The organism is Agromyces sp. C10, from assembly GCF_023217995.1.
Lineage (GTDB): Bacteria > Actinomycetota > Actinomycetes > Actinomycetales > Microbacteriaceae > Agromyces > Agromyces indicus.
Map to the genome: position 1 here is coordinate 22671 of NZ_JALPSX010000011.1, position 24144 is coordinate 46814.

Here is a 24144-nt window from a genome sequence, read left to right on the forward strand (position 1 = left end):
CCCGCTCAGCCGGTCACGGCTGGCAGTGCGGACACCAGTACGTCTCGCGAAGCTCGACGTCGTTGCGTCCGAAACGGCCGTGCACGATGCGCGTGCCGCACCGCCGGCACGGCTCGCCCTCGCGACCGTAGACCCACAGCCGGCGTCCCGGCCGGGTGTCGCCCGTCGTGGTGCGTTCCAGCCGCTCCCGGTTGGCGAAGATCACCCTGCGCGCGAGGTCGAGCGTCGGTGCGAGGTCGACCTCGCCGATCGGGCGGTCGGGGCGGATGCCGCGGAGGAAGCACACCTCGTTGACGAGCACGTTGCCGAGCCCGGCGAGGTTGCGCTGGTCGGCGAGCGCGACCACGGCGGGCACCTCGGGCGTCGAGGCGAGTCGCCGCGCCGCCTCGGTCGCATCCCAGTCGGCACCCAGCAGGTCCGGCCCGAGGTAGCCCATGCGATCGGCCTCCTCGTCCGCCGGGAACAGCTCGACGAGACCGAGGTCGAAGCCGATGGCGGTGGCCTCGGCGGTCTCGACGATCGCGCGGGCGCGGTGCGCCGGGCGCGGCCACTTCTGCCCGGGGCGGAGCAGTCGCCATTCCCCCTCCATCTTGAGGTGCGTGTGCAGCACGGCGTCGCCGATGCGCATGAGCAGGTGCTTGCCGCGGCTCCCGACGGAGTGCACGACCTCACCCGCGAGGTCGACCGTGGCGAAGGCGGGCACGCGCAGGTCGGTCCGCGTCACCACGCGGCCGGCGAGCGCGTCGTCGAGCCGCCTCGCCGCGCGGAACACGGTGTCGCCCTCGGGCATCTCAACCCCTCGCCTCGAACCGGAGCCCCTGCGGGGTCTCGCGGAACCCGGCCGCGCGCAGCGGCGGGTCGAGCACGGAGCCGTGCACGCCCGCGCCGTTCACCGACTCGACGCGGAACCGGGCGCCACGAGCCCGGCCGAGGGCCTCGGCGAGCGCGGTCGCGCCCGCGCCGAGCGCCTCGGCGTCGTCGGTGAAGACCAGGGCCGTCCGCCCGCCGCGTTCGAGGTAGAACACCGCCTCGCCGTCGACGACCGCGACGAGCGCGCCGCCCTTTCGCGCCGGGCGGTGCGTGATCTCCGTGGTGGGCTCGGGCCAGTCGAGGGCCGCGCCGAACGGGTTGGCCGGATCGGTCGCGGCGAGCACGACCGCCCCGCCCGTGGGCGCCTGCCGGAGCCGGTCGACTGCGGCGCTCGTCGCGAACTGGGCGCCGCCCTGTCCGTCGATGAAGTAGCCGCGACGAACTCGTCCCGTCTCCTCGAAGCCCGCGAGCGTGCGGTAGGCGAGCGCGAACCCGCCGAGGTGGTCCTCCGCGACGACCGAGCCGCGGGTCACGACGCCGTACCGCTCGAGCAGCGTCTCGCCGAGCGCGTGCGCGCGCGGCGTGGCGGCGTCGCTGGCCATCGGCAGCACCGACCAGCGGCCCGCGGCGCGGGGCGGCGCCGATCGCGGCGTGCGCGCGCCCTCCGCGGCGGCCGCGGCCGACGCGAGCGCCCTCCGCGAGAGGGAGCGCCCGCGCAGGCGCGCGCGCGGCGCCGAGGCCTTGGTCTTGTGCGCTCCGCCGCCGGTGAGCAGGCCGCGGACCGGTGCGAAGGTGTCGTTGGTGACGAGTCCGGCCCACACGAGTCGCCACAGCGCGTCGAGCACCGGCGCGTCGTCGGTGCCGCCGACCGCGTCGACGAGCTGCCGGAAGAAGTACGCCCCGCCCCCGCCGAGCACCGCGAGCAGCTCGGTCTCGATCGCGTCGAGCGGCTGGTCGGCGGGGGCCGGCATGGTGAGCTTGACGGTGTCGGCCAGGTGCAGGCTGACCCATCCGTCGTCGCCGGACAGCGAGCCCTGCCCCACCCAGAGCACCTCGCCGCTCGCCGTGAGTTCGTCGAGCATGTCGGGACGGTAGTCACCCACCCGGGCGGGCAGGACGAACGTCTCCCAGGCGGATGCCGGGATGCGCACGCCCTCGAGCTGCTCGATGACCGCTGCGACGCCGTCGACGCCCCGCAGTCGGCCGCCGACGTGCTGCCAGTCGGGCAGGAACCGCGCGAACTCCCGCGGCGCGACGGGCTCGACCTCCTCTCGGAGCGCGGCGAGCGAGCGTCGACGGAGTCGTCGGAGCACCTCGGCGTCGCACCACTCGGTGCCGGAGCCGTGGGGCAGGAAGGCGCCCTCGACGATGCGGCGATCGCCGGCGAGGCGCGCGAGCGCGGCCTGCGCGATCGCGACGCCGATGCCGAACCGCTCGGCGACCGCGGCGGTCGTGAACGGCCCGTGCGTGCGCGCGTAGCGGCTGACGAGGTCGCCCAGCGGGTCGGGCACCGCCTCGCCGAACACCTCGGGCAGCCCGGGCGGGATCGGCACGCCGAGGGCGTCGCGGAGCCGGCTGAGGTCCTCGACCGCGACGACCCAGTCGCCGCCGCCGAAGCGGACCCGCGCGGCGCGCCGGGCGGTGACGAGCGCATCGACGGATGCCGCGGCATCCGTCTGCTCGTCGACGCGCTCGGCGATCTCGGCGACGGTGATGGGCCCGAGCTCGCGAAGCAGGTCGGCCACGCCCTCCTCGCCCTTGGCGAGCCGGTCGGGATGCCGCCGCTGCAGCATCCGCTCGGTATCTTCGACCACGGCCGGGTCGAGGAGCTCGCGCAGCTCGACGGTGCCGAGCAGCTCGGCGAGGAGGCCGGGGTCGAGGGACAGCGCCGCGGCGCGCCGCTCGGCGAGCGGCGCGTCGCCCTCGTACATGAATGCGCCCACGTAGCCGAAGAGGAGGCTCGCGGCGAACGGGCTCGCGGTCTCGGTGGCGACGTCGACGAAGCGGATGCGGCGCGCCCGAATGCGCTCGGCGATGGCCGTGAGCGCGGGCAGGTCGTAGACGTCCTGCAGGCACTCCCGCACCGCCTCGAGGACGATCGGGAAGTCGGGGAAGTCGCGCGCGACCTCGAGCAGCTGCGACGCCTTCTGCCGCTGCTGCCAGAGCGGCGACCGCTTGCCGGGGTTCTGCCGGGGCAGCAGGAGCGCCCGGGCCGCGCACTCGCGGAACCGCGACGCGAACAGCGCGGAGTCGCCCACCCGTTCGGTCGCCAGTTGCGCGAGCTCGGCCGGCTCGAACTCGAACAGCTCGCTGCCCGGGGGCTCGTCGGCCGTGTCGGGCAGGCGGAGCACGATGCCGTCATCGCTCGCGACGGCGTGCGACTCGAGGCCGAACCGCTCCTGCACCCGCGCATCCACCGCGAGCGCCCACGGGGCGTGCACGCGCATGCCATAGGGCGAATGCAGGACGATGCGCCAGTCGCCGAGCTCGTCGCGGAAGCGCTCGACGACGAGGCTCTGATCGTCGGGCACGACCCGCGTCGCCTCTCGCTGATCGGCGATGAAGCGGACGAGGTTGGCGCCCGCCCGCTCGTCGAGACCCGCGGCGGCGCACCGCTCGAGCGCCGCGGACGCGTCGGCGCCGGCGAGTTCGCCGATGAACCCGCCGATCGCCTCGCCGAGCTCGGCGGGACGGCCGATGCCGTCGCCCTTCCAGAACGGCAGGCGGCCCGGTTCGCCGAACGCGGGCGAGACGAGCACGCGGTCGTGCGTGATCTCCTGGATGCGCCAGCTCGTGGCGCCGAGCGCGAACACGTCGCCCACGCGCGACTCGTAGACCATCTCCTCGTCGAGCTCGCCAACCCGGCGCCCCGGACCGGCGTCGCCGATCATGAAGACGCCGAACAGCCCGCGATCGGGGATGGTGCCGCCCGAGGTGACGGCCAGACGTTGCGCGCCACGGCGACCCGTGATGGTACCCGCGTCGCGATCCCAGACGATGCGCGGCCGCAATTCGCCGAACCGGTCGGACGGGTACCGGCCGGCCAGCAGGTCGAGCGTCGCGTCGAACACGGAACGCGGGAGGGCGTGGAACGGCGCCGCGCGTCGGACCACGTCGAACCAGTGCTCGACCTCCCACTCGTCGACGGCCACCGCGGCGACGGTCTGCTGGGCGAGCACGTCGAGCGGGTTCGCCGGGATGCGGAGCGGTTCGATGCCGCCCGCGACCATGCGCTCGGCGACGACGGCGGAGTGCAGGAGGTCGGCCCGGTGCTTGGGGAACATGAGTCCCTTGGAGACCTCGCCCACCTGGTGGCCGGCTCGGCCGATCCGCTGCAGGCCGCTCGCGACCGACGGCGGCGACTCGACCTGCATCACCAGGTCGACCGCGCCCATGTCGATCCCGAGTTCGAGGCTCGACGTGGCCACCACGCACTTCAGGCGACCGCCCTTGAGATCCGCCTCGACGAGCGCGCGCTCCTCCTTGCTGACCGAGCCGTGGTGCGAACGGGCGATGACCGGTTCGGCGCCGGCCGTGAGCCCGGATGAGCCCACGAGCTCGGCCGGCGGGCGCCGCGGCGTCGCCGGGGCCGGGCCGAGTGACGAGGCCGCGCCGGTCGAGGCCACGGCGACGGATGCCACTGGGACCTCGGCACCGACGAGCCCGTCGCCGGCCGCCCCGTCGTCGCCCTCGCCCTCGGGCGGCGCCGTGCGCTCGGCCCAGAGTTCGTTGAGCCGGGCCGTCAGCCGCTCCGCGAGTCGGCGGGAGTTCGCGAACACGATGGTCGAGCGATGCGCGAGCACCTCGTCGAGGATCGCCTCCTCGACGTGCGGCCACACCGAGCCGCCGTGGTCGCCGGAGAGGTCGGCGAGGTCGTCGACGGGCACGGTCACGCGCAGGTCGAACCGCTTGCCCGACGGCGGCGCGACGATCGACACGGGCCTGGTGCCCGAGAGGAAGCGCGCCACCTCGTCGTGCGGCCGGACCGTCGCCGACAGGCCGATGCGCTGCACCGGCCTGGCGAGCAGCTCGTCGAGGCGCTCGAGCGACAGGGCGAGGTGGGCGCCGCGCTTGCTGCCGGCGAGCGCGTGGATCTCGTCGATGATGACCGTCTCGACGCCGGCGAGCGTCTCGCGCGCCTGCGAGGTGAGCATCAGGAACAACGACTCGGGCGTCGTGATGAGGATGTCGGGCGGACGCTTCACGAGGGCCCGCCGATCGGCCGGCGAGGTGTCGCCCGACCGGACCCCCACGGTCACCTCGGGCACGTCGACGCCCATCGCGGCGGCGGTGCGCGCGATGCCGACGAGCGGGGCGCGCAGGTTGCGCTCGACGTCGACGCCGAGGGCCTTGAGCGGCGACACGTAGACGACGCGCGTGGCGCGGGGCGCGGCATCCGTCACCTCGCCGGTCGCCGCGTCGACCGCCGGCAGCGGGGCGTGGTGGAGTCGGTCGATGGCCGAGAGGAACGCCGCGAGCGTCTTGCCCGACCCGGTGGGCGCCACGACGAGCGCGTGCTCGCCGCGGGCGATCGCCCGCCACGCCGCATCCTGCACGGCCGTGGGCTCGCGGAACGACTCGGTGAACCACGCCCGCGTCGCAGGCGCGAACTCGTCGAGTGCGCCGGTCATCCCACCATTCAAGCGGATGCCACCGACACCGTCGCCGGGTTGCGCTCAGCCCGACGCGCGCACCTCGGCGAGCGCGCGCTCCACGGCCGCGACCGTGCGGCGCGCCTGCGCGGCATCCGTGCCCCAGTTGCTGACCGAGAAGCGGACCACAGCGCGGTCGTGCCACCGGGAGGTCATCGCGAGGACCTCGCCGTCCAGGAGCAGTCGCGCGCTGAGCGCCTGCGTCGCCGCGTCGTCCTCGAGGGCGATGCAGACCTGGGTGAACGCCACCTCGTTCAGCACCGAGACGCCCGGGAGCCGCGCGACGCCCTCGGCGATGATCCGGGCGGAGCCGGCCAGTCGGTCGATGAGGTCGGCGACGCCCTCGCGACCGAGGTGGCGCAGCACCGCCCACGTCGGAACGCCGCGCGCCCGCCGCGACAGTTCCGCGACCTTCTCGTGCGGGTCGGCGCCCTCGGTCGTGGCCTGCAGGTAGCTCGCGTGCATGGTCAGCGCGTGCCGCATCGCGGCGCCGTCTCGCACCATCGCGATGCCGCAGTCGTACGGGACGTTGAGCGTCTTGTGCGCGTCGGTCGACCACGAGTCGGCGTCGGCGAGCCCCTCGGTGAGCGGGCGCAGCCGGGGGGATGCCGCAGCCCAGAGGCCGAACGCCCCGTCGACGTGCACCCACGCGCCCGCCTCGTGGGCGACGCGGCACGCCTCGGCGAACGGGTCGAACGCGCCGGAGTGGATGTTGCCCGCCTGGAGGCACACGATCGCCGGTCCCTCCCCCGAGGCGAGCACCTCGCGGAGCGCCTCCGGCCGCATGCGACCCTGCTCATCGGCGGCCGCCTCGATCGGCGAGCCGAGACCCAGGTACCGGCCCGCGAGGTCGATCGTGCCGTGGCGTTCGGCGCCGACCACGAAGCGGACGCGCGGACCTCCCGCGAGCCCGTCGCGCGCGACGTCCCAACCGGCGCGCCGGAGCACCTCGTCGCGCGCCGCGGCGAGGCACGCGAACTGCGCCGTGGTCGCGCCCGTCGCGAAGCCGACCTCGCTCTCCGCGGGGAGGCCGAGCAGCTCGAGGACCCAGGCCGCGGCGATCTCCTCGACGGCGGCGGTGCCGGGCGTGACGTTGCGGAGGCCGTTGTTCTGGTCCCAGGTCGAGACGAGCCAGTCCGCCGCGAGCGCCACGGGCTGCGTGCCGCCGATGACCCACCCGAAGAATCGCGGCGAGCCCATCGCCATGAGGCCCGGCTCGATCCGATCGGCGAGGCGTTCGATGACCTCCGCGGCCGGTTCCCCGTGCTCGGGGAGGTCGCGTCCGAGGGCGTCGCCGATCTCGTCGACCGTCGCCCGCGGAGGGATCGGCCGCTCGGCGAGCCCGTCGAGCCAGTCGGCCGCGCGTCGGTGCGCGAGGGCGAGGAGCGCCTCGTCGTACGGCCGGTGCGCCGCTCCGCCCGCTCCGTCGGACGGCGTCGTCCGGGCAGTCGCGGAGGTCTCGTCGAGTCGATCGGGCATGGTCCACCTGGATTCCGCGCGTACCGCGCACCCCGATCATGCTCCCGGTCGCCGCGCGAGTCAACGCCGGTCCGGGCCGCCTCAGGCCGCGGGGCAGGTGACGTCGGCAGGCGGGACGACGCCGTCGACGAGGTACTGCTCGACCGCGGCATCCACGCACGTGTCGCCCTTGTTGAAGGCCGTGTGGCCCTCGCCGGTTCGCGTGACGAGGACGCCGCTCTCGAGCTGCGACGCCACCGCGACCGCCCAGGCATGCGGGGTGGACGGGTCGCCGGTCGTGCCGAGGACGAGGATCGGCGCGGCGCCCGGTGCGGTGATCGCGACGCGTTCGAGGTCGGACTGGTACGGCCACGACAGGCAGGACACGTCCCCGAACGAGAAGTAGACGCCGATGTGCGGCGCCGCCTTGCTCAGCTGCCGTGCCTCCTCTTTCATCACCTCGACGTTGTTCTGTGCCGTGTGGTCGAGGCAGTTCACAGCGCGGATCGCCTCGGGCAGATTGCCGGAGTACTCACCCTCCGGAGTCCGCCCGAAGTACCCGTCCACGACGGTCAGCGCGACCTCCGCCTGTCCCGCCAGCACCGAGGTGAAGACGGTGTCGAGTATCGGCCAGGTGTCCTTCAGGTAGAGCGGCGCTGCGATCGCGATCAGCAGCGTGTCGACGCTGAGGACTCGCCCGTCCGTCGATGGGATCGGGTTCTTCGCGACCGCATCCAGGATGTCGCGGACGATCGGCAGCGCGTCATCGGGGGTGCCCTGGAACGGGCAGGTGGCCGCGGGGATGCAGGCCGACAGGTAGGACCTCAGCGCCGTCTCGAAGCCGGTGGCCTGAGCGAGCGTGATGGCGGCTCGGTTCAGCGTCGGGTCGATCGGTCCGTCGAGCACCAGCCGTCCCACCCGATCCGGGAACAGCCCGGCGTACACCGTGCCGAGGTAGGCGCCGTACGAGTACCCGAGGTAGGTGAGCTGGTCGTCGCCGAGCGCCGCCCGCAGCATGTCGAGGTCTCGCGCGGTGCTCGCGGTGTCGACGTTGGCGAGGAGATCACCGGTGTTGCGCAGGCACGCCTGTCCGAATCGGTGGGTGAGCTCGTTCTGCGACGTCAGCCATTCGTTGGTCCCCCGCACGCCGCGCGCCGGTGCGTAGAGGAGCTGATCGAGTTCCTTCGGCGTGAAGCAATCGACCGCAGAGGATCGTCCGACGCCGCGTGGGTCGAACCCGACGACGTCGTAGCGCTCCTGCAGCGTCTCGCTCACGGCGACGTCGAGCGAGGTCGCCACTGCGTCGTATCCGGAGACCCCCGGACCGCCGGGGTTCATGAGCAGCGAACCGAGGCGTTGGCCGCTGGCGGGCTGGCGGATGAGCGCCAGTTCGATCTCGCCCGCCGATGGGGTGTCCCAGTCGAGTGGAGCGGTGGCCGTCGCGCACTGGAACTCGCCGCACTCCTCCCATTGGAGGACCTGGCCGTAGTACGGCTCCAGCGCGGCATCCACCTTCTCGCCGGTCGGCGTCGACTCGTCGACCACGGGGAAGAACGTCGACATCCCGCACCCCGCCACGCCCAGGGCGATGCCGACGGATGCCGCCACGGCGGCCGCGAGCACGCCCCCCTTCGGTGCTCGACCCATGGCCGCTAGTATCCACGGAAACCGTCGCGCTGATGACCCCCGTACTGGGGTGATCGTCGGAACCCGCCGCTGTCCCCCGGCCGAATCCGCGCGAACTCGGGGATCTGGGGCGAGCGCACGCGAATGTCCCCCGAACCGGGGCGTCCCCGGCTGTTGCCGCTGCCGGAAGCGAAGAGGACAATCGACCCGTCGCGGCACGGACTCGGACGGCTGACACCGGTGTCGCGCAGGGGGGTAAGAGTCATTGAACTCGTACGCGCTCGGAATCGACATCGGAACGACCTACACCGCCGCCGGCATCGCCCGGCGGGGCACCGGCGGTGCGCTCAGCACCTCGACGCTCGAGCTGGGCTCGCGCAAGGCGGCGATGCCCACGGTGGTCTACCTCGCCGAGGACGGCGCCGTGGTGGTCGGTGAACCTGCGGAGCGTCGGGCCATCGATGCGCCCGACCGCGTGGTCCGCGGGTTCAAGCGGCGCATCGGCGACGAGACGCCGCTCATCGTCGGCGATCTCGCCGTCGCACCCGAGGAGCTGTTCGCGCTGCTGGCCCGATGGGTCGTCGAGCGGGCCGAGGCGCAGGAGGGCGAACCGCCGGCCTCGGTCACGCTGTCGCACCCGGCCGCGTGGGGAACGCACCGCGTCGAATCCATCCGCAGCGCACTCGACGCCGCCGGACTCGGCCACGCGGAGCTCGTGAGCGAGCCCGAGGCGGCCGGACTCAAGTACCTGTCCGAGCACCACCTCGATGACGGCCGCGTGATCGGCGTCTACGACCTCGGCGGCGGAACGTTCGACGTCGCCCTCCTTCGGCGCGGGGAGGATGACGGGCTCGAGCTCGTCGGCACGCCCCGGGGCATCGACCGTCTGGGCGGCACCGACTTCGACCAGGTCGTCTTCGACCACGTCCGCTCCGCGGCCGACGACGCCTTCTCGGGTGCCGATGAGGACGCCCCTGACGCCGTGGTCGCGCTCGCCCGGGTGCGGCGCGAGTGCACGGAGGCGAAGGAGGCGCTGTCGTTCGACGCCGAGACCGCCGTCCCGGTCGTGCTCCCCAACGGCCACGCCCGGGTGCGGCTCATCCGAGCCGAGTTCGAGCAGATGATCGAGACCGACCTGCGGCGCACGGTCGACACCCTTCGGGAGGCGATCGACGCGGCCGGGCTCGGCGTCGACGACCTCGAAACCGTCCTCCTCATCGGAGGATCGTCCCGCATCCCCGCCGTCACGCAGCTCATCACAGCCGAACTCGGCCTTCCGGTCGCCATCGACGCCGACCCGAAGGCCTCCATCAGCCACGGTGCCGCCATCGCGGCGGCGCGACACCTCGAGACCGCGCCCGAGGACACCGCGACGTCGGTCGCCGAGGCCGACGGCGACGTGACCCCCGCGGATCCGGCCGAGGACCGGCTCCGAGCGCTCCCGGCCTGGTTGCGGCGTACGCCGGATGCTCCCGGACTCTCCATGGGGCTCCGCACCACGCTGCTCGCCGGCGCGGCCGCGGCGCTGCTCGGCATCCTCGTCCCGATCACGCCGTTGGGTGCGGGCGGGGAGCAGGGCGAGGCCGCCGACGGCGCGGCCGAACTCGAGGCGTCCGGCACCTACGCCGCGGGTCGATACGTGGCGGGCGACGGCGCGACGGGGCAGCCCGGATCGACCGCCCGGCCCCCTGCGGACGACCCGTTCACCCGGGTCGACGAGTCGGAGCTCGAGCAGTCGACCGGCCCGCTGAAGCCGGGCAAGTCGACGAGTAGCGGTTCGAAGGCGCCGTCCGGGTCGACCGGATCCAAGGGCAGCCCGAGTGGCGACACCACCGCCTCGGGTGCCTCGCCGGGTGGCTCCTCGACGCCTCCCACGACCGGTTCGTCACCGTCACCGTCCCCGTCACCGTCCCCGTCCCCCTCACCGTCCTCGGACCCGGATCCGTCGCCCTCCCCCAATCCCGCACCGTCACCCGAACCCTCACCGGACCCGTCGCCCGCGCCCGACCCCGCACCGGACCCGTCGCCCGCGCCCGACCCTGCACCGGACCCGTCGCCCGCGCCGTCACCGGACCCGAGCCCGGAGCCCGCGCCCGAACCCCAGCCCACGGCGACGTCCGAGCCCACGGAGCCCCCCGCGACGCCATGAGTCCTACCGCGCACCGCTCCCACGATCCGCACCCGTCGCGCAGCATCGGCTGGTCCGACGGCGACGCGCTGGTCCGGCGCATCCTGCACGGCTCCGCGCGCGTGCTGGCGGGGATCAGCGGGCCCGGGGGATCCGGCAAATCCACCCTCCTCGAACGGATGGCGGACGAGCTGCGTTCCGGCGGGGCAAGGGTGGTGCGCGATGCCGATGTCCCGTCGCCGTCCGGCGGTGACGCGTCTAGGCCCGTCGTCGTCCTCGTCGACGACGCGGAGCAACTGTCGCCTGGTGAGGTCGCGACGATCGAGCGGATCATCGCCGACGATGTCGCGCACCTCGTCGTGGCGTTCCGCCCGTCGCCGGGTGCCCCGGTCGTGGAGGCCCTCGACGGCGCCGGGCGTCGGCACACGACCGTCACGCTGCATCCGCTCTCGGACGCCGGAGTGAGCGCACGCGCGGGCGAGGTGCTCGGCGTCGTGCCGGAGGACGACCTCGCCTCCCGCATCCTCGAGTTCACCGGCGGCAACCCGCGACTCGTCGACCTCGCCCTGTACGCCCTTCGCGACGACGACTGGGACCTCGACGCCGACCGACTTCCCTCGACCATGCTCACGCGCATCACTGACGAGCTCGACGCCTTGGACCGGCGGACCCGTCAGTTCGCGCTCGCCCTCGCGGTCGGGTTCTCGGCATCCGGACCGGCACTCGCGACGGCACCGCGCTTCGCGGACACGGACACCCTTTCGCTCATGCAGGCCATCCGAGCCGCGGGCCTGGCGCACCCCGACGGGCGACTCGCGGCCGTCGTCCGTACGGCCGTGCTCCGTGCCGCGATGCCCGACGAGGCGTGGTCTCTGCGTCGAGAACTCGTCGACGCCCTCGAGTCGGCGGGGATGCCCCTCGACGAACCGGCGATGTCGCTGGCCGAACAGGGGTTCCGCGATCCTCGGATCGCATCGGCGCTGGAACGCGCCGGTGACGAGCTGCTCGCGGTCGACGCGACCCGCGCTGTCCTGCGCTACCGCGCGGCGGTCGACGCGGGAGCCGACCGCGTCGCCCTGGAGGCCCGTCGCGCCCACGCCGCGTGGGCAGCAGGAGACGTCCGCGACGCCGAGCGACTCGTCGACCGATTCCTCGCCCGTCCTGACGCTGCCGACGTCTGCCGCGGCGTCGCGGTGGCCGCCGCCGTCTGGGCGCGACAGGGGCTCCTGCGCCGCAGCGCCGACGCGTATGAACGCCTCGCCGGCGAGGAGTGCGCCCTCGCTCCGCTCGCCGTGTTCGCCCTCGCCGCGACCGGCGAATCCGCCCGTGCGCGGGCGCTCCGGGCGGGCGGGCGGCGCATCGCGTACCCGACGTCGTCGCACATGGCGGTCGACCTCATGGCGGACGGCTTCCTGCAGATGCTCGACGGCGACGCCGACCGAGCTCTCGGGACCCTGCTCACGGCGTCGAGCGTCATGTCGGAGGCCGGTGCGGCGATCCCGCTGCCGGAGGTCCCAGCGGTGCTGGCCGCGCAGGTCGCGCTCTCCACCGGCGAGCTCCGCATCGCCGACGAGGTGCTCTCGTCGGCGATCGCCGCGGGCCAGGGCGGTCCGGCCTTCTCAGCGCGGCTCCAGCTCATGCGTTCCCTCGTCGCCCTTCGCGCCGATCGACCGCTGCACGCGCGCGAGCACCTCGCCGCCGCGAGGGCGGATGCCGCCACGCGCCCGACGGGGCTCCGCGACGAGTTGCTCGCGAGCGCCGTCCGGGTGGGCCTCGCACGCCACCAGGGCGACATCCCGGACCTGGTGCGGGCCTGGGAGGCCGCGCGCCACGCCATCGCCGGCATGCAGCCGGATGTGATGACCCTGCCGGCCCTTGCCGAACTCGTCGTCGCGGCCGCCCGCTTGGGCGAGCCCCACCTGGTGGCCCCGCATCTCGCCGCGGCTTGGGAGTTGCTCGACCGCGTCGGCGACGCCGCACCGCTGACGACCGGGCTGCACTGGACGGAGATCGAGTCGGGCCTGCTGCGGAACGATCCCGCCGCGGTGCGACGCCACGCCGAGGCGCTCGAGGCACGGGTCGGAGACCGCACGGCGCAGCGCCTCGGGCACGCCGCCCGGGTGTGGGCTGCAGCGCTCGCCGGCCAGGTGGTCGTCGAGGCGGTCGAACGCGCGGCGCGGGATCTCGAGGCCGCCGGATATCCGTGGGATGCCTCGCGCATGGCCGGCCACGCTGCGGGTCGCGCCGCCGAACATCAGGATTCGCTCCGTCTGCTCGCCCTCGCGCGGAGCCTCCATCCCGATGAGGTGAGATCGGCCGGGGTCCCGTCGCCGGCCGATCGCATCGATGCGGAGGCCGGTGCGGCGCCGTTCGCCTCGCGTGACGACAGCCGCCTGAGCGCCCGCGAGAGCGAGGTGGCGCGGCTCGTCCTGGAGGGCAAGACCTACGCGGAGATCGGCCAGGCCATCTTCATCTCGCCGCGCACTGCCGAGCACCACATCGCCCGCATCCGGCGACGCCTCGGCGCCACCAATCGCTCGGACCTCATCGCGAAACTCCGGGCGGCCCTCGAGAGTGACGACTCGCGGTGAATCCCCGCCGGTGGGACGGGTGCCACGGGCCTGGCCCGGGCTCCCCCGACGCGGCCTTCGACGAATCCCCTAACGCTCCCCGGCCGCATCCCCTAATCCCCCATCGGACCGACCGGAAGAGCGGGGATCCCCCCCGATGCCCGCGGGCTCGACCACGACGAAGCTTGTTGACGGGGGGCCGACGCGGATGTCGGTCATCGCCATCTCAACGTATGGAGGAGATCGATCATGTCGAACATCACGACCGCGCTGCTGGACTTCCTGATGGGCCTGCTGCGCGACCCGGAGGCCGCTTCGGAGTTCCGGGCCGACCCGGACAGCGCGCTGACCAACGCCGGCCTGAACGGGATCTGCGCGGCTGACGTCGACGCCGTCCTGCCCGTCGCGCTCGACTTCTCGCCGGTCGGCAACCGCGAGTACAACACCGGCGGCAACAGCATCGACAGCGGCGCCTCCGGCGGAGCCTGGGGCGGCGGCTGGGGCGGCGGCGGCGGCGGCGGAAGCTGGGGCGGCGGCGGCCACCACGGCGGCGGCCACCACGGCGGGGGCGGCCACCACCACGGCGGCGGCGACGGCGACTACTACTCGGCCGTCCAGAAGATCATGAGCGTCGTGAACAACTACTCGTACATCGACGACCGCGACGTGATCAACGACCAGTCGGTGAACACCAACGTCTGGGCGAACGACAGCCTGGTCGCCGTCGAGAACAACGTGGAGAACAACTCGACCACGGCTTCCGGTGACGGCGCCATCGCCGCCAGCGGCAACGCCGTCGTCGACGCGTACAACACCGACATCGACGTCGACATCGAGGACTCCTTCAACGAGGAGACCGAGATCGACATCGAGGACTCGTTCAACGACAACTCCGACAACTCGGTCGACAACTCGACGACCAACATCGCGGTGGACTCGTTCAACACCGAGAACGAGCTCGACGTCGAGATCGAGGACTCGTTCAACACGGACAACTCGGTCGACAACTCGGTCGAGATCGAAGACTCGTTCCAGGACAACTCGACGGACATCGACGTGGACATCGAGGACTCGTTCAACGAGGACAACTCGGTCGACAACTCGATCGACAACTCGATCGAGGTCGACATCGAGGACTCGTTCAACGACAACGAGATCGGCAACACCGACAACTCGGTCGAGGTCGAGGTCGAGGACTCGTTCAACGACAACGAGATCGGCAACACCGACAACTCGACCGAGGTCGAGGTCGAGGACTCGTTCAACGACAACAACCTCGAGGTCGGCCCCGGCGACCTGACCGATGTCGACGTCAACGTCGAGGACGTCGCTCTGTGACGACCATCTGAACCGGTGATTCGGCCCGGCGCGAGTACCTTTCGCGCCGGGCCGAATCCGCCCGTCAGCCAGGGGAACCAACCGAAGATCGTCGAACGGGAAGTGCAACGGTGCAGCAACTCATCGAACTCGTGGACCGGGGCATCGCCCTCGCCGGAACCGGAGAGCGGCCCGACCTGCGCCGCCGCCTCGAGCAGACCCGTGATCGACTGCAGGACCCGAACATCCGCGTCATGGTGGTCGGCGAGTTCAAGCAGGGCAAGAGCCAGCTCATCAATGCCCTCGTGAACGCCCCGGTGTGCCCGGTCGACGACGACATCGCGACCGCGGTGCCCACGACGGTGCGCTACGGCGAGCGCGCCTCGGCCTCCGTCCTCTCCACCAGCGCGATCGGCGGAACCCTCGAGGCGGACGGCCGGTCGCAGCGCACCGAGATCCCGATCACCGAGCTCGCGAAGTACGTGTCCGAGCGGGGCGGGCGGGGCACCGAGACGGATGTCGCCTCGGCCGAAGTCGTGCTTCCACGCAAGCTGCTGAAGAGCGGGTTGACGCTCATCGACTCCCCGGGTGTCGGTGGACTGAACTCGGCGCACGCCATCACGACGCTCGCGACCCTGCCCTCGGCGCACGCGATGCTGTTCGTCTCGGACGCATCGCAGGAGTTCACCGAGCCCGAGATCCAGTTCCTCCGCCACGCGATGCGGATCTCGCCGAACGTCGCGTGCGTCCTCACGAAGATCGACCTGTATCCGCAATGGCGCCAGGTGGAGGAGCTCGACCGCGCGCACTTGGCCTCCATCGACCCGGACATCCCGATCTTCCCGATCTCGTCGAACCTGCGACTCACGGCGCTGCAGGGTTCGGACGCCGAACTCAACGCCGAGTCGGGCTTCACCGAGCTGATCGCCTACCTCCGGCGCGACGTCGTCGGCAAGGCGGAGCTGCTCCAGCGTCGCTCGGCGGCCGCAGACCTCGTCTCGACGACCGAGCACCTGCGGCTGTCCATCGACTCCGAGCTGAGCGCCCTGCTGAGCCCGGAGAAGACGCCGGAGATCGTTGCGAAGCTGGAGACGACGAAAGCGCGGGCCGATGAGCTGCGGCGCAATTCGTCGCGCTGGCAGACGACCCTCAATGATGGCGCCACCGACCTCATCGCCGACATGGAGCACGACCTCCGTGACCGGCTCCGCACGATCCAGCGCGAGGCCGAGGAGGCCATCGACGAAGGCGATCCGGGTCCGATCTGGGACGAACTCGTCGACTGGTTCGAGCAGCGCGTCTCCTCAGCCGTCACCGACACGTTCGTGTGGACCCAGGAGCGCGCGCAGTGGCTCTCCGCGAAGGTGGCTCGCCACTTCAACGAGGAGGAGGTCACGCTCCCCCAGATCCACGTCGACGACACGCATGAGGTGCTCGACGCCGTCGACGACATGTCGCAACTCGACCCGGGCCGGCTCGGCCCGATGCAGAAGTTCTACATCGGGCTCCGCGGTTCGTACGGCGGCGTGCTGATGGTGGGCATCATCACGAGCATCGTCGGAATGTCGCTCATCAACCCGCTCTCGTTGGCGGCCGGTGCGGTCATCGGCCGGAAGGCGTACAAGGAGGACGTCGAGAACCGGCTCCAGCGCCGCCGTGCCGAAGCCAAGACGCTCATCCGGCGGCAGGTCGACGAGATCATCTTCCAGGTGGGCAAGCAGCTGCGCGACCGCCTCCGGCTCGTTCAGCGCATCACCCGCGATCACTTCACCGCGATCGCCGAGGAGCACCATCGCTCCCTGGCCGACTCGGTGCTCGCGGCGCAGAAGGCGGCGAACATGTACGCGAGCGACCGCGAACGACGCATTCAGCAACTGCGCGCTGACCTGAAGCAGGTCGACGCCCTCTCGAGCAAGGCGAGGTCGATCGAAGGCGTCACCGACCCGAGTCGCGCGCGGCATGCGACGTCCTCCGCCGCGGCCGGAGGTGGCCCGGCGTGAGCGCACGCCTCCTCGATCAGGCGGACGACCTCCTCGACCTCGCGGCGGAGCACTACGCGGGGGACGCGGCGGCACTCGCCCGCATCGGGGAGCAGCGGTCGCGGCTGCACGAACCGCTGCGCGTGGCGATCGCGGGCATGGTCAAGGCAGGCAAGTCCACCCTGCTGAATGCCGTGATCGGCGAGGAGATCGCTCCCACGGATGCCGGAGAGTGCACGAAGGTCATCGTCTGGTACCGGCACGGGACCGCGCCCAGCATCACGGTGCACCTCCGAGACGGAGGCGTCCGCTCCCTCCCCGTCCGGCGGGTGGACGGGCGGCTGCTGATCGACCTCGAGCCGTCCACGCCCGACGAGGTGGATCGCGTCGTCGTCGAATGGCCGTCCGGCCGGCTGGAAGACGTGACGCTCATCGACACGCCCGGCATCGCCTCGCTCTCGTCGGACATCTCGGCTCGGTCGGCTGCCTTCCTCACGCCCGAGTCCACGCCGTCGGAGGCCGATGCCATCGTGTACCTGACGAGGCACATGCACTCGGCGGACGTCGGTTTCCTGTCCGCATTCCACGACACCGCGGTGGCGCGGTCGCGCACGGTGAACGCGATCGCGGTGCTCTCGCGCGCCGACGAGATCGGCGCCGGACGCATCGACGCGCTGCTGTCGGCGCGCTCGATCGCCGAACGCTACCGAAGCGACGGATCACTGCGCTCGCTGGCGCTCGACGTGGTGCCGATCGCCGGGCTGCTCGCCCAGTCGGCCCGGACGCTCCGCGAGCACGAGTTCGACGCGCTCCGCCGTCTGGCGCGGCTCGGCCGGAGCGACCGGGAGCGGATGCTGGTGTCGGTCGATCGCTTCGTCCGCGACGACGCCCCCATCGACGTGACGGCGGACGAGCGGCGCAACCTGCTGCAGCGCTTCGGGATGTTCGGAATCCGCATGGCCGCGGTCTCGATCCGCGCCGGCCACCACGATGCGACCGCGCTGGCCGATGAGCTCTACCGACGTTCCGGGATGGACGACCTCGTCCACCTGGTCGGCGGGCAGTTCCGGTCCCGCGCCGACGCGCTGAAGGCCAGCTCCGCGCTGGCTGCCCTTCGGGCTCTGATCGGAGAGCGCCCGCCCACCGCGGCGTCCCTCATCGAGCGTTCGATCGAACGGCTCGAGTCGAATGCGCACGAGCTCCGCGAGCTCGCCCTGCTCTCGGCGGCCCGAACCACGGGACTCGGCCTGGGACCGGCGGAGTCGGCCGAAGCAGAACGCCTGATCGGTGCCGCCGGCACGAGCGTCGAGGACCGCCTGGGACTGCCGCCCGACGCACCACGTGAAGACGTCCACCGGGCGGCGGTCGCCGCGCTGCAGCGCTGGCGGGCCCTCTCGGGCAGCCCGCTGCTCGACGGCGCGGCCGCGGAGGCCTGCGATGTCGTCACTCGCAGCTGCGAAGCGCTCGTGATCGCGGCCGGTCCGACCTCAGTGGAGCGTCGCCGGTTGCACCTCGCCCGCAGTGCGGAACCAGTGGGCGGCGCTGGGGAACAAGCCGGCGATCCACCCGGCGAGGGCGCATCCGAAGCCGCCGATCAGCAGCACCTCCACGAGGAGCCCGAACTCCGTCACCGTGAGGAAGGCACTGCCGACGAGCGCCACGCCGGCGTGCACCAGGAGTAGCACCAGCTGACCCCAGCGAGCCCCGCCACGACGGTTCAGGATCATCGCGAGGAGGATCGCCTCGAGGGTCACCACCACCCCGAGCCCGGCGATGCACGCCCAGTAGATCACGTCGACCAGGGTCGAGATCCGTGATTCGTCGTACCCCGGGGAGAGCCGTAGCAACGTCTCCTCGAGCTCCGCCGCGATCGACTCGTGGGAGAGGAACGCGATCAGCATGGCGGCGGCGGCGGCCGTGAAGCTGATCAGCCACAATGCGCGCGAGACCCGCACCGATCGCGGCGGCGGCACGGCCTTGAGCACCGGCGGGCGCCGTTCGTCGACGAGCGGCGGACGTTCGGGCGGAGCCGGCTCGTCGGCGCTGCCGCGCGCATCGTCGGTCTGCGGTGGACGCTCGTTCCCCCCGGAGGCGTCGGTCATGTCGTCAGCCTACGGCAGGCTCCCCGGCGACGGGGGCTCCGCCACGTCGCCCGTCAGTCGCACGGTGAGCGAGTCCACGCCGGTGGCGATCGCGTCATCCGCTGCCCATCGGCGCGCGAGCCGCGTGGTGACGGCGTCGAGCTCGGCGCGGGTGAGGCCGGCCACGAGCCGCAGCCTGACGACCAGCTCGGGGCCGCGCAGCCGCGCGTCCGCGTCGCCGGCCAGGAGGTCGACCCCGACCACGGCGAGTTCCCCGGACACCGAGCGCTCGAACGCCTCGCGCACGTCGGCCGATTCGAACGGCGGCCGCCACGGCTGCTGCTGCGCGACCGCCCAGACGGCGGGTCGGCGCAGGACGAACTCGGTGGGGCTCCCCGGGTCGAGCACGACGAGCTCGGTGCCGTCGTCGGCGGCCGCCAGCGCGACGCGAACGCCGTCCGCCGGGACGGGCCGGGCCTCGGGATTCCAGCGCGACATCGCCTCGACGGACCCGAACACGGGAAGGACGCGCCGACCGTCGGGGCCCTCGACCGTGACGATCGAGAGCTCCTGGCTCTTGTCGACCGCATGGCCGTGGGCGCCGACCTCGGTCCCGCCGTCGCCGAGCTCGGCGAGCAGCGGGATCAGCAGGCGCGAGCCGCCGAACGCGGCGACCACGTCGGCCTGCCCCCCGTCGCCCGAGCGGAAGCGCTCGAGCGCGGCCCCGAGTTCCGGCGGCATCCGCCCGTCATCGCCCGCATGCGGGTTCGACTGGAACGACCGGCCGGCCCACGGGCGCCCGGCCGAGTCGGCGGCAGGGTCAGTGGGATGCGACATCCAGCGCCTCGGGCAGCGTGAACGCGCCCGCGTAGAGGGCCTTGCCGATGATGGCGCCCTCGAGGCCCTGCGGCACGAGCTGGCGCAGCGCGGCGATGTCGTCGAGGCTCGAGACGCCGCCCGACGCGATGACGGGCCGGCGCGTGCGCTCCATGATCTGCTGGAGCAGCTCGAGGTTCGGCCCCTGCAGCGTGCCGTCCTTGGTGACATCCGTCACGACGTAGCGCGCCGCGCCCGCCTCCTCGAGGCGATCCATGACGTGCCAGAGGTCGCCGCCGTCCTTGGTCCAGCCGCGCGCCGCGAGCGTGTGCCCGCGAACGTCGAGGCCGATCGCGATGGCCTCGCCGTACTGCGCGATGACCGACGCCGCCCACTCCGGGTTCTCGAGGGCGGCCGTGCCGAGGTTGATGCGCTTGGCACCGATCGCGAGCGCGTGCTCGAGCGACCGGTCGTCGCGGATGCCGCCCGAGAGCTCGACGTTCACGCCGCGGACCTGCTTGATCACCTTCTTCAGGACCGAGGCGTTCGACCCGCGACCGAACGCGGCGTCGAGGTCGACGAGGTGGATCCACTCGGCGCCCTGGTCGGCCCAGTCCGCCGCGGCGTCCACGGGGTCGCCGTAGCTGGTCTCGGTGCCCGCCTCGCCCTGCGTCAGGCGGACCGCCTTGCCCCCTGCCACGTCGACTGCGGGAAGCAGTACCAGGCGGGGGCTCTTGCTGAACTCACTCATCACTGTCCTCGAATCGGATGCCGCGAGAATCGCGACTTCGGCACAGTCACAGCATCCTAGCCCGCTGCGTGCCGGTCATGACGAACCGAAGGCCCACCGCCGTCAGGCGAACGAGCCGATCCAGTTCGCGAGCAGTCGGATGCCGGCATCCGACGACTTCTCGGGATGGAACTGCGTGGCCGACAGCGGGCCGTTCTCGACTGCGGCGAGGAACCGCCCGCCGTGCTCGGCCCAGGTCAGCCTCGGCTGCGGGAACGGCGGCATGACGTCGAGGTGCCACTCCTGCGCGGCGTAGGAGTGCACGAAGTAGAAGCGCTCGCCCTCGAGTCCGCGGAACAGCACGGACCCCTCGTCGGGTCGGACCGTGTTCCACCCCATGTGCGGCAGCACCTCGGAGGGCAGCTCGCGCACGGTGCCCGGCCACTCGCCGAGCCCCTCGGTGTCGACGCCGCGCTCGACGCCGTGCTCGAACATCACCTGCATGCCCACGCAGATGCCGAGCACCGGGCGACCGCCGGCGAGGCGCCGGTCGATGAGCTCGTCGCCCCGGACGGCCCGGAGCCCGTCCATCACGGCCGCGAACGCGCCCACGCCCGGCACGAGCAGCCCGTCGGCCTCCATGACGGCGCGCCGGTCGGCGGTGAGCTGCACCTCCGCACCCGCGCGCTCGAGGGCCTTCGCGGCCGAGTGCACGTTGCCCGAGCCGTAGTCGAGCACCGCCACGCGAGGGGTGCGGCTCACAGCGCGCCCTTCGTCGAGGGGATGCCGCTCACGAGCGGATCGTGCGCCTTGGCCTGCCGGAACGCGCGTGCGAACGCCTTGAACTCGGCTTCGGCGATGTGGTGCGGGTCGCGCCCGCCCAGCACCGTCACGTGCACCGTGAGCCCCGCGTTGAAGGTGATCGCCTCGAACACGTGCCGCACCATCGACCCGGTGAAGTGCCCGCCGATGAGGTGGAACTCGTATCCGGCCGGCTCGCCCGTGTGCACGAGGTACGGCCGCCCCGAGATGTCGACCACGGCCTGGGCGAGCGCCTCGTCGAGCGGGACGAGCGCGTCGCCGTAGCGGGAGATGCCCCGCTTGTCGCCGAGTGCCTGCCGGATCGCGGTGCCGAGGACGATGGCGACGTCCTCCACGGTGTGGTGCACGTCGATCTCGACGTCGCCCTTCGCGCGCACGGTGAGGTCGGTCAGCGAGTGCTTCGCGAACGCCGTGAGCAGGTGGTCGTAGAACGGCACGGTGGTCTCGATGTCGCTGCGGCCGGTGCCGTCGAGGTCGATCGAGAGGTCGATGCTCGACTCGCTGGTCTCGCGCTGCACGCGCGCGGTGCGCGCGGGGCGGTCGGTGGTCATGCGGTCATCCTATTCAGGCAGCCCGTGCGATGCCCGGGCGGTGGTCAGGGGGTCGAAGCGGATGCCGGCGGCGCGAACGCCGCCATCGCCTCGAGGAACGCGGTCGTCTCCGCCTCGGTTCCCGCGGTGACTCGCAGGCAGCCGGGCAGCCCGATCTCGCGGATCAGGATGCCGCGCTCGAGCAGCGCCTCGAACACGGCGTGCGGGTCGTCCACGCCGCCGAACAGCACGAAGTTCGCGCCACTGCGGTACGGCCGGTAGCCGAGCGCCGTGAGTTCGCGGGTGATGCGATCGCGCTGGGCGCGGATCTCGTCGACCATCGCCAGCATCTCGTCGGCGTGGGCGAGCGCCCCGAGGGCGGCCGCCTGGGTGAGGGCCGACAGGTGGTACGGCAGGCGCACGAGCCGGAGCGCATCGATGACGGCGGGGTCGGCGGCGAGGTAGCCGACGCGGGCCCCGGCGAACGCGAAGGCCTTGCTCATCGTCCGCGAGACGAGCAGTCGCGGCCGCCCGGGCAGCAGGGTCAGCGCGCTCGGCGACCCGGGATCGGCGAACTCCTGGTAGGCCTCGTCGACGACGACCACGCCGCGCGCCGCGTCGGCGACGGCTTCGATCGTCTCGAGGGTGAGCGGCGTGCCCGTGGGGTTGTTCGGCGAGCAGAGGAGGACGATGTCGGGGTCGTGGCGCTCGATGGCCGCGACGGCGGTCTCGGGGGTGAGCTCGAAGTCGGCGTCGCGGTCGGCGGTGATCCACCCGGTGCCGATGCCCGACGCCAGGAGCCCGTACATCGAGTACGTGGGGCCGAAGCCGAGCGCCGTGCGCCCGGGTCCGCCGAAGGCCTGCAGGATGTGCTGCAGCACCTCGTTGGACCCGTTCGCCGCCCAGAGCTGCTCGGGCGCGAGGCCGTGGCCGAGGTACTCGGCGAGTGCGACGCGGAGCCGGCTGAACTCGCGGTCCGGGTAGCGGTTGAGCCCGATGATCGCAGCGGCGACCCGGGCGACGATGTCGTGGGCGACGTCCTCCGGGATCGGGTGGGTGTTCTCGTTGACGTTCAACGCCACGGGCACGTGCTTCTGCGGCGCACCGTACGGGGACTTGCCGCGCAGGTCGTCGCGGATGGGCAGGTCGTCGAGACTCGTCACCGATCAATGCTATCCGCGCGCCGATCCCGGAATGCCGAGTGCGACCGCCGGTGACGCGGCGCCCGGATTCAGTCGACGACGGGCAGCGCGAGTTCCTGACCGGGCTGGACCACCGCGGTCGCCAGGCCGTTCAGCCGCATGATCTCGAGGATCACCTCGCGGGGGTCCTCCGACGGCGCGATCGTCTCGGCGATGCCCCAGAGCGTGTCGCCCGCCCCGACGACGATCGTCTCGAAGGCGACGGGCGCGCCCCCGTCGTCGATGCCCGCGACGGCACCGCCGGAGGACAGCGCCCCGACGAGCACGGCGATGACGATCGGCACGGCGGCGAGCCCGGTCAGGACGACCCGACCACGACGCGTCAGCCGGAGCCGCGTGCGCACGCCGGATGCGCCGAACGCTGGCACCGACGGACCACCGGTGGGCCTCATGACCACTGCACTCATTCCGCACCTCCTCGGGAGAGCCCGCATCCGGCCCTCGGCCGGGAGGGCCGGATGCGAAGCTGTGTTCCGAATATATCTTCGAACATTCGCACCTGCAAGGACCGTGGGTGGGAGTTTCGGCCCCGAATCGCGCGACACACTCGAACGGATGTTTGTCGCGAGCGCATCAGGCGGATACAGTTTCGAATGTCCGACGACAGTCGAACACCGACCACCGACATCCGGGCCACGGCGGCCCCGACGAGAGGCCACGACGTGAGCATCGACATCGACCGGGCACCGGGCGCGAGCGGTCGATCGCGGCGGCGCAAGGGGCTGAGCGCCAAGCAGCTGGCCATCCTCGAGGTCATCCGCGGGTCGGTCGCCGAACGCGGCTATCCGCCGAGCATGCGCGAGATCGGCGACGCGGTCGGCCTGTCGTCGCTCTCGAGCGTCACGCACCAGCTCAACCAGCTCGAGCTCGCCGGCTACCTGCGCCGCGACCCCAACCGTCCGCGTGCGCTCGAGATCCTCATCGACGCCCCGGGCACCGAGTCGCGCCAGCCCACGGTCGCCGAGGCGCCGTCGGTCGGCGACGCCACGATGGTGCCGCTCGTCGGGCGCATCGCCGCAGGCGTGCCGATCACGGCCGAGCAGCAGGTCGAAGAGGTGTTCCCGCTCCCCCGCCAGCTCGTCGGCAAGGGTGAGCTGTTCATCCTCAAGGTCGTCGGCGACTCGATGATCGATGCCGCGATCTGCGACGGCGACTGGGTCGTCGTGCGCTCGCAGCCGACGGCCGAGAACGGCGAGATCGTCGCGGCGATGCTCGACGGCGAGGCGACCGTCAAGGTCTTCCGCCAGCGCGACGGCCACACCTGGCTGCTCCCCCGCAACACGGCGTTCGAGCCGATCCTCGGCGATCAGGCCGAGGTGCTCGGCAAGGTCGTGGCGGTCCTGCGGGCGGTCTGAGCTCCGACCCCTCCGACGTCGGTCGCGGCCCGGCACCGGGCATGGCGAGGGGCGGATGCCGCAGCGCG

The 24144-nt window shown here is 72.5% G+C and carries 16 protein-coding genes; 6 read left to right on the forward strand and 10 right to left on the reverse strand.

The window, feature by feature from the left end; genetic code table 11:
- Positions 1 to 13 precede the first annotated feature (13 nt).
- From M1L56_RS13025 to M1L56_RS13040, 4 genes are all read right to left on the reverse strand, one after another.
- Positions 14 to 790 (reverse strand): DNA-formamidopyrimidine glycosylase family protein, encoded by a 777-nt coding sequence (locus tag M1L56_RS13025; RefSeq protein WP_248599554.1) that lies wholly within the window; start codon positions 788 to 790, stop codon positions 14 to 16.
- A 1-nt stretch (position 791) separates the two neighbouring features.
- Complete coding sequence (locus M1L56_RS13030; protein ID WP_248599555.1) at positions 792 to 5441, reverse strand: DEAD/DEAH box helicase; 4650 nt, start codon at positions 5439 to 5441, stop codon at positions 792 to 794.
- Positions 5442 to 5486: 45 nt separating this feature from the next.
- Positions 5487 to 6941: an aminotransferase class V-fold PLP-dependent enzyme gene (locus M1L56_RS13035; protein ID WP_248599556.1), complete on the reverse strand. Its 1455-nt coding sequence runs from the start codon at positions 6939 to 6941 to the stop codon at positions 5487 to 5489.
- Positions 6942 to 7022: 81 nt separating this feature from the next.
- Positions 7023 to 8567 carry an alpha/beta hydrolase gene (locus M1L56_RS13040; RefSeq protein WP_248599557.1) on the reverse strand — a complete coding sequence of 515 codons (1545 nt, stop codon included), beginning with the start codon at positions 8565 to 8567 and terminating at the stop codon, positions 7023 to 7025.
- 244 nt (positions 8568 to 8811) lie between these two features.
- On the opposite strand from M1L56_RS13040, the gene M1L56_RS13045 reads away from it, so the two are divergent.
- The 5 genes from M1L56_RS13045 to M1L56_RS16130 all read left to right on the forward strand — a co-directional run bounded on the left by M1L56_RS13045 (position 8812) and on the right by M1L56_RS16130 (position 18222).
- Positions 8812 to 10695, forward strand: a complete 1884-nt coding sequence (locus tag M1L56_RS13045) for an Hsp70 family protein (RefSeq protein WP_248599558.1) — start codon at positions 8812 to 8814, stop codon at positions 10693 to 10695.
- Complete coding sequence (locus M1L56_RS13050; RefSeq protein WP_248599559.1) at positions 10692 to 13265, forward strand: helix-turn-helix transcriptional regulator; 2574 nt, start codon at positions 10692 to 10694, stop codon at positions 13263 to 13265. Before M1L56_RS13045 ends, M1L56_RS13050 begins: the two co-directional genes overlap by 4 nt.
- 228 nt (positions 13266 to 13493) lie before the next feature.
- Positions 13494 to 14582 carry an IniB N-terminal domain-containing protein gene (locus M1L56_RS13055; RefSeq protein ID WP_248599560.1) on the forward strand — a complete coding sequence of 363 codons (1089 nt, stop codon included), beginning with the start codon at positions 13494 to 13496 and terminating at the stop codon, positions 14580 to 14582.
- A gap of 110 nt (positions 14583 to 14692) precedes the next feature.
- Entirely contained in the window at positions 14693 to 16561 is a 1869-nt protein-coding gene (locus M1L56_RS13060; protein WP_248599561.1) for a dynamin family protein, read from the forward strand.
- Complete coding sequence (locus tag M1L56_RS16130; RefSeq protein ID WP_248599562.1) at positions 16558 to 18222, forward strand: dynamin family protein; 1665 nt, start codon at positions 16558 to 16560, stop codon at positions 18220 to 18222. The genes M1L56_RS13060 and M1L56_RS16130 overlap by 4 nt, the downstream gene beginning before the upstream one ends.
- 429 nt (positions 18223 to 18651) lie before the next feature.
- On the opposite strand, the gene M1L56_RS13070 is transcribed toward M1L56_RS16130, so the two are convergent.
- The 6 genes from M1L56_RS13070 to M1L56_RS13095 form a co-directional block, all read right to left on the reverse strand.
- Positions 18652 to 19458, reverse strand: a complete 807-nt coding sequence (locus M1L56_RS13070) for an SseB family protein (protein WP_248599563.1) — start codon at positions 19456 to 19458, stop codon at positions 18652 to 18654.
- Positions 19442 to 20188, reverse strand: a complete 747-nt coding sequence (gene priA, locus M1L56_RS13075; RefSeq protein WP_067949224.1) for a bifunctional 1-(5-phosphoribosyl)-5-((5-phosphoribosylamino)methylideneamino)imidazole-4-carboxamide isomerase/phosphoribosylanthranilate isomerase PriA — start codon at positions 20186 to 20188, stop codon at positions 19442 to 19444. Before priA ends, M1L56_RS13070 begins: the two co-directional genes overlap by 17 nt.
- A 102-nt stretch (positions 20189 to 20290) precedes the next feature.
- A complete protein-coding gene (hisH, locus tag M1L56_RS13080) occupies positions 20291 to 20929 on the reverse strand; it encodes an imidazole glycerol phosphate synthase subunit HisH (protein ID WP_067949226.1) in 639 nt (212 codons plus the stop codon).
- Entirely contained in the window at positions 20926 to 21540 is a 615-nt protein-coding gene (gene hisB, locus M1L56_RS13085) for an imidazoleglycerol-phosphate dehydratase HisB (RefSeq protein ID WP_248599564.1), read from the reverse strand. The genes hisH and hisB overlap by 4 nt, the downstream gene beginning before the upstream one ends.
- A 44-nt stretch (positions 21541 to 21584) precedes the next feature.
- The gene (locus M1L56_RS13090) at positions 21585 to 22682 is read right to left on the reverse strand and encodes a histidinol-phosphate transaminase (protein ID WP_248599565.1); all 1098 of its coding nucleotides are present in this window, start codon (positions 22680 to 22682) and stop codon (positions 21585 to 21587) included.
- Between the two features lie 68 nt (positions 22683 to 22750).
- Positions 22751 to 23089 carry a LysM peptidoglycan-binding domain-containing protein gene (locus M1L56_RS13095; protein ID WP_248599566.1) on the reverse strand — a complete coding sequence of 113 codons (339 nt, stop codon included), beginning with the start codon at positions 23087 to 23089 and terminating at the stop codon, positions 22751 to 22753.
- A 294-nt stretch (positions 23090 to 23383) separates the two neighbouring features.
- On the opposite strand from M1L56_RS13095, the gene lexA reads away from it, so the two are divergent.
- On the forward strand, positions 23384 to 24076 hold the full coding sequence (gene lexA / locus M1L56_RS13100; protein ID WP_369798143.1) for a transcriptional repressor LexA: 693 nt from the start codon (positions 23384 to 23386) through the stop codon (positions 24074 to 24076).
- Positions 24077 to 24144: the final 68 nt, after the last annotated feature.

Excerpts from the sequence above, each read along its gene's own strand:
- M1L56_RS13025 (WP_248599554.1), bottom strand. The coding sequence starts at position 790 with ATGCCCGAGGGCGACACCGTGTTCCGCGCGGCGAGGCGGCTCGACGAC.
- hisB (WP_248599564.1), bottom strand. The coding sequence starts at position 21,540 with ATGACCACCGACCGCCCCGCGCGCACCGCGCGCGTGCAGCGCGAGACC.
- M1L56_RS13050 (WP_248599559.1), top strand. The coding sequence starts at position 10,692 with ATGAGTCCTACCGCGCACCGCTCCCACGATCCGCACCCGTCGCGCAGC.
- priA (WP_067949224.1), bottom strand. The coding sequence starts at position 20,188 with ATGAGTGAGTTCAGCAAGAGCCCCCGCCTGGTACTGCTTCCCGCAGTC.
- M1L56_RS13055 (WP_248599560.1), top strand. The coding sequence starts at position 13,494 with ATGTCGAACATCACGACCGCGCTGCTGGACTTCCTGATGGGCCTGCTG.
- M1L56_RS13070 (WP_248599563.1), bottom strand. The coding sequence starts at position 19,458 with ATGTCGCATCCCACTGACCCTGCCGCCGACTCGGCCGGGCGCCCGTGG.
- M1L56_RS13035 (WP_248599556.1), bottom strand. The coding sequence starts at position 6,941 with ATGCCCGATCGACTCGACGAGACCTCCGCGACTGCCCGGACGACGCCG.
- M1L56_RS13030 (WP_248599555.1), bottom strand. The coding sequence starts at position 5,441 with ATGACCGGCGCACTCGACGAGTTCGCGCCTGCGACGCGGGCGTGGTTC.
- M1L56_RS13040 (WP_248599557.1), bottom strand. The coding sequence starts at position 8,567 with ATGGGTCGAGCACCGAAGGGGGGCGTGCTCGCGGCCGCCGTGGCGGCA.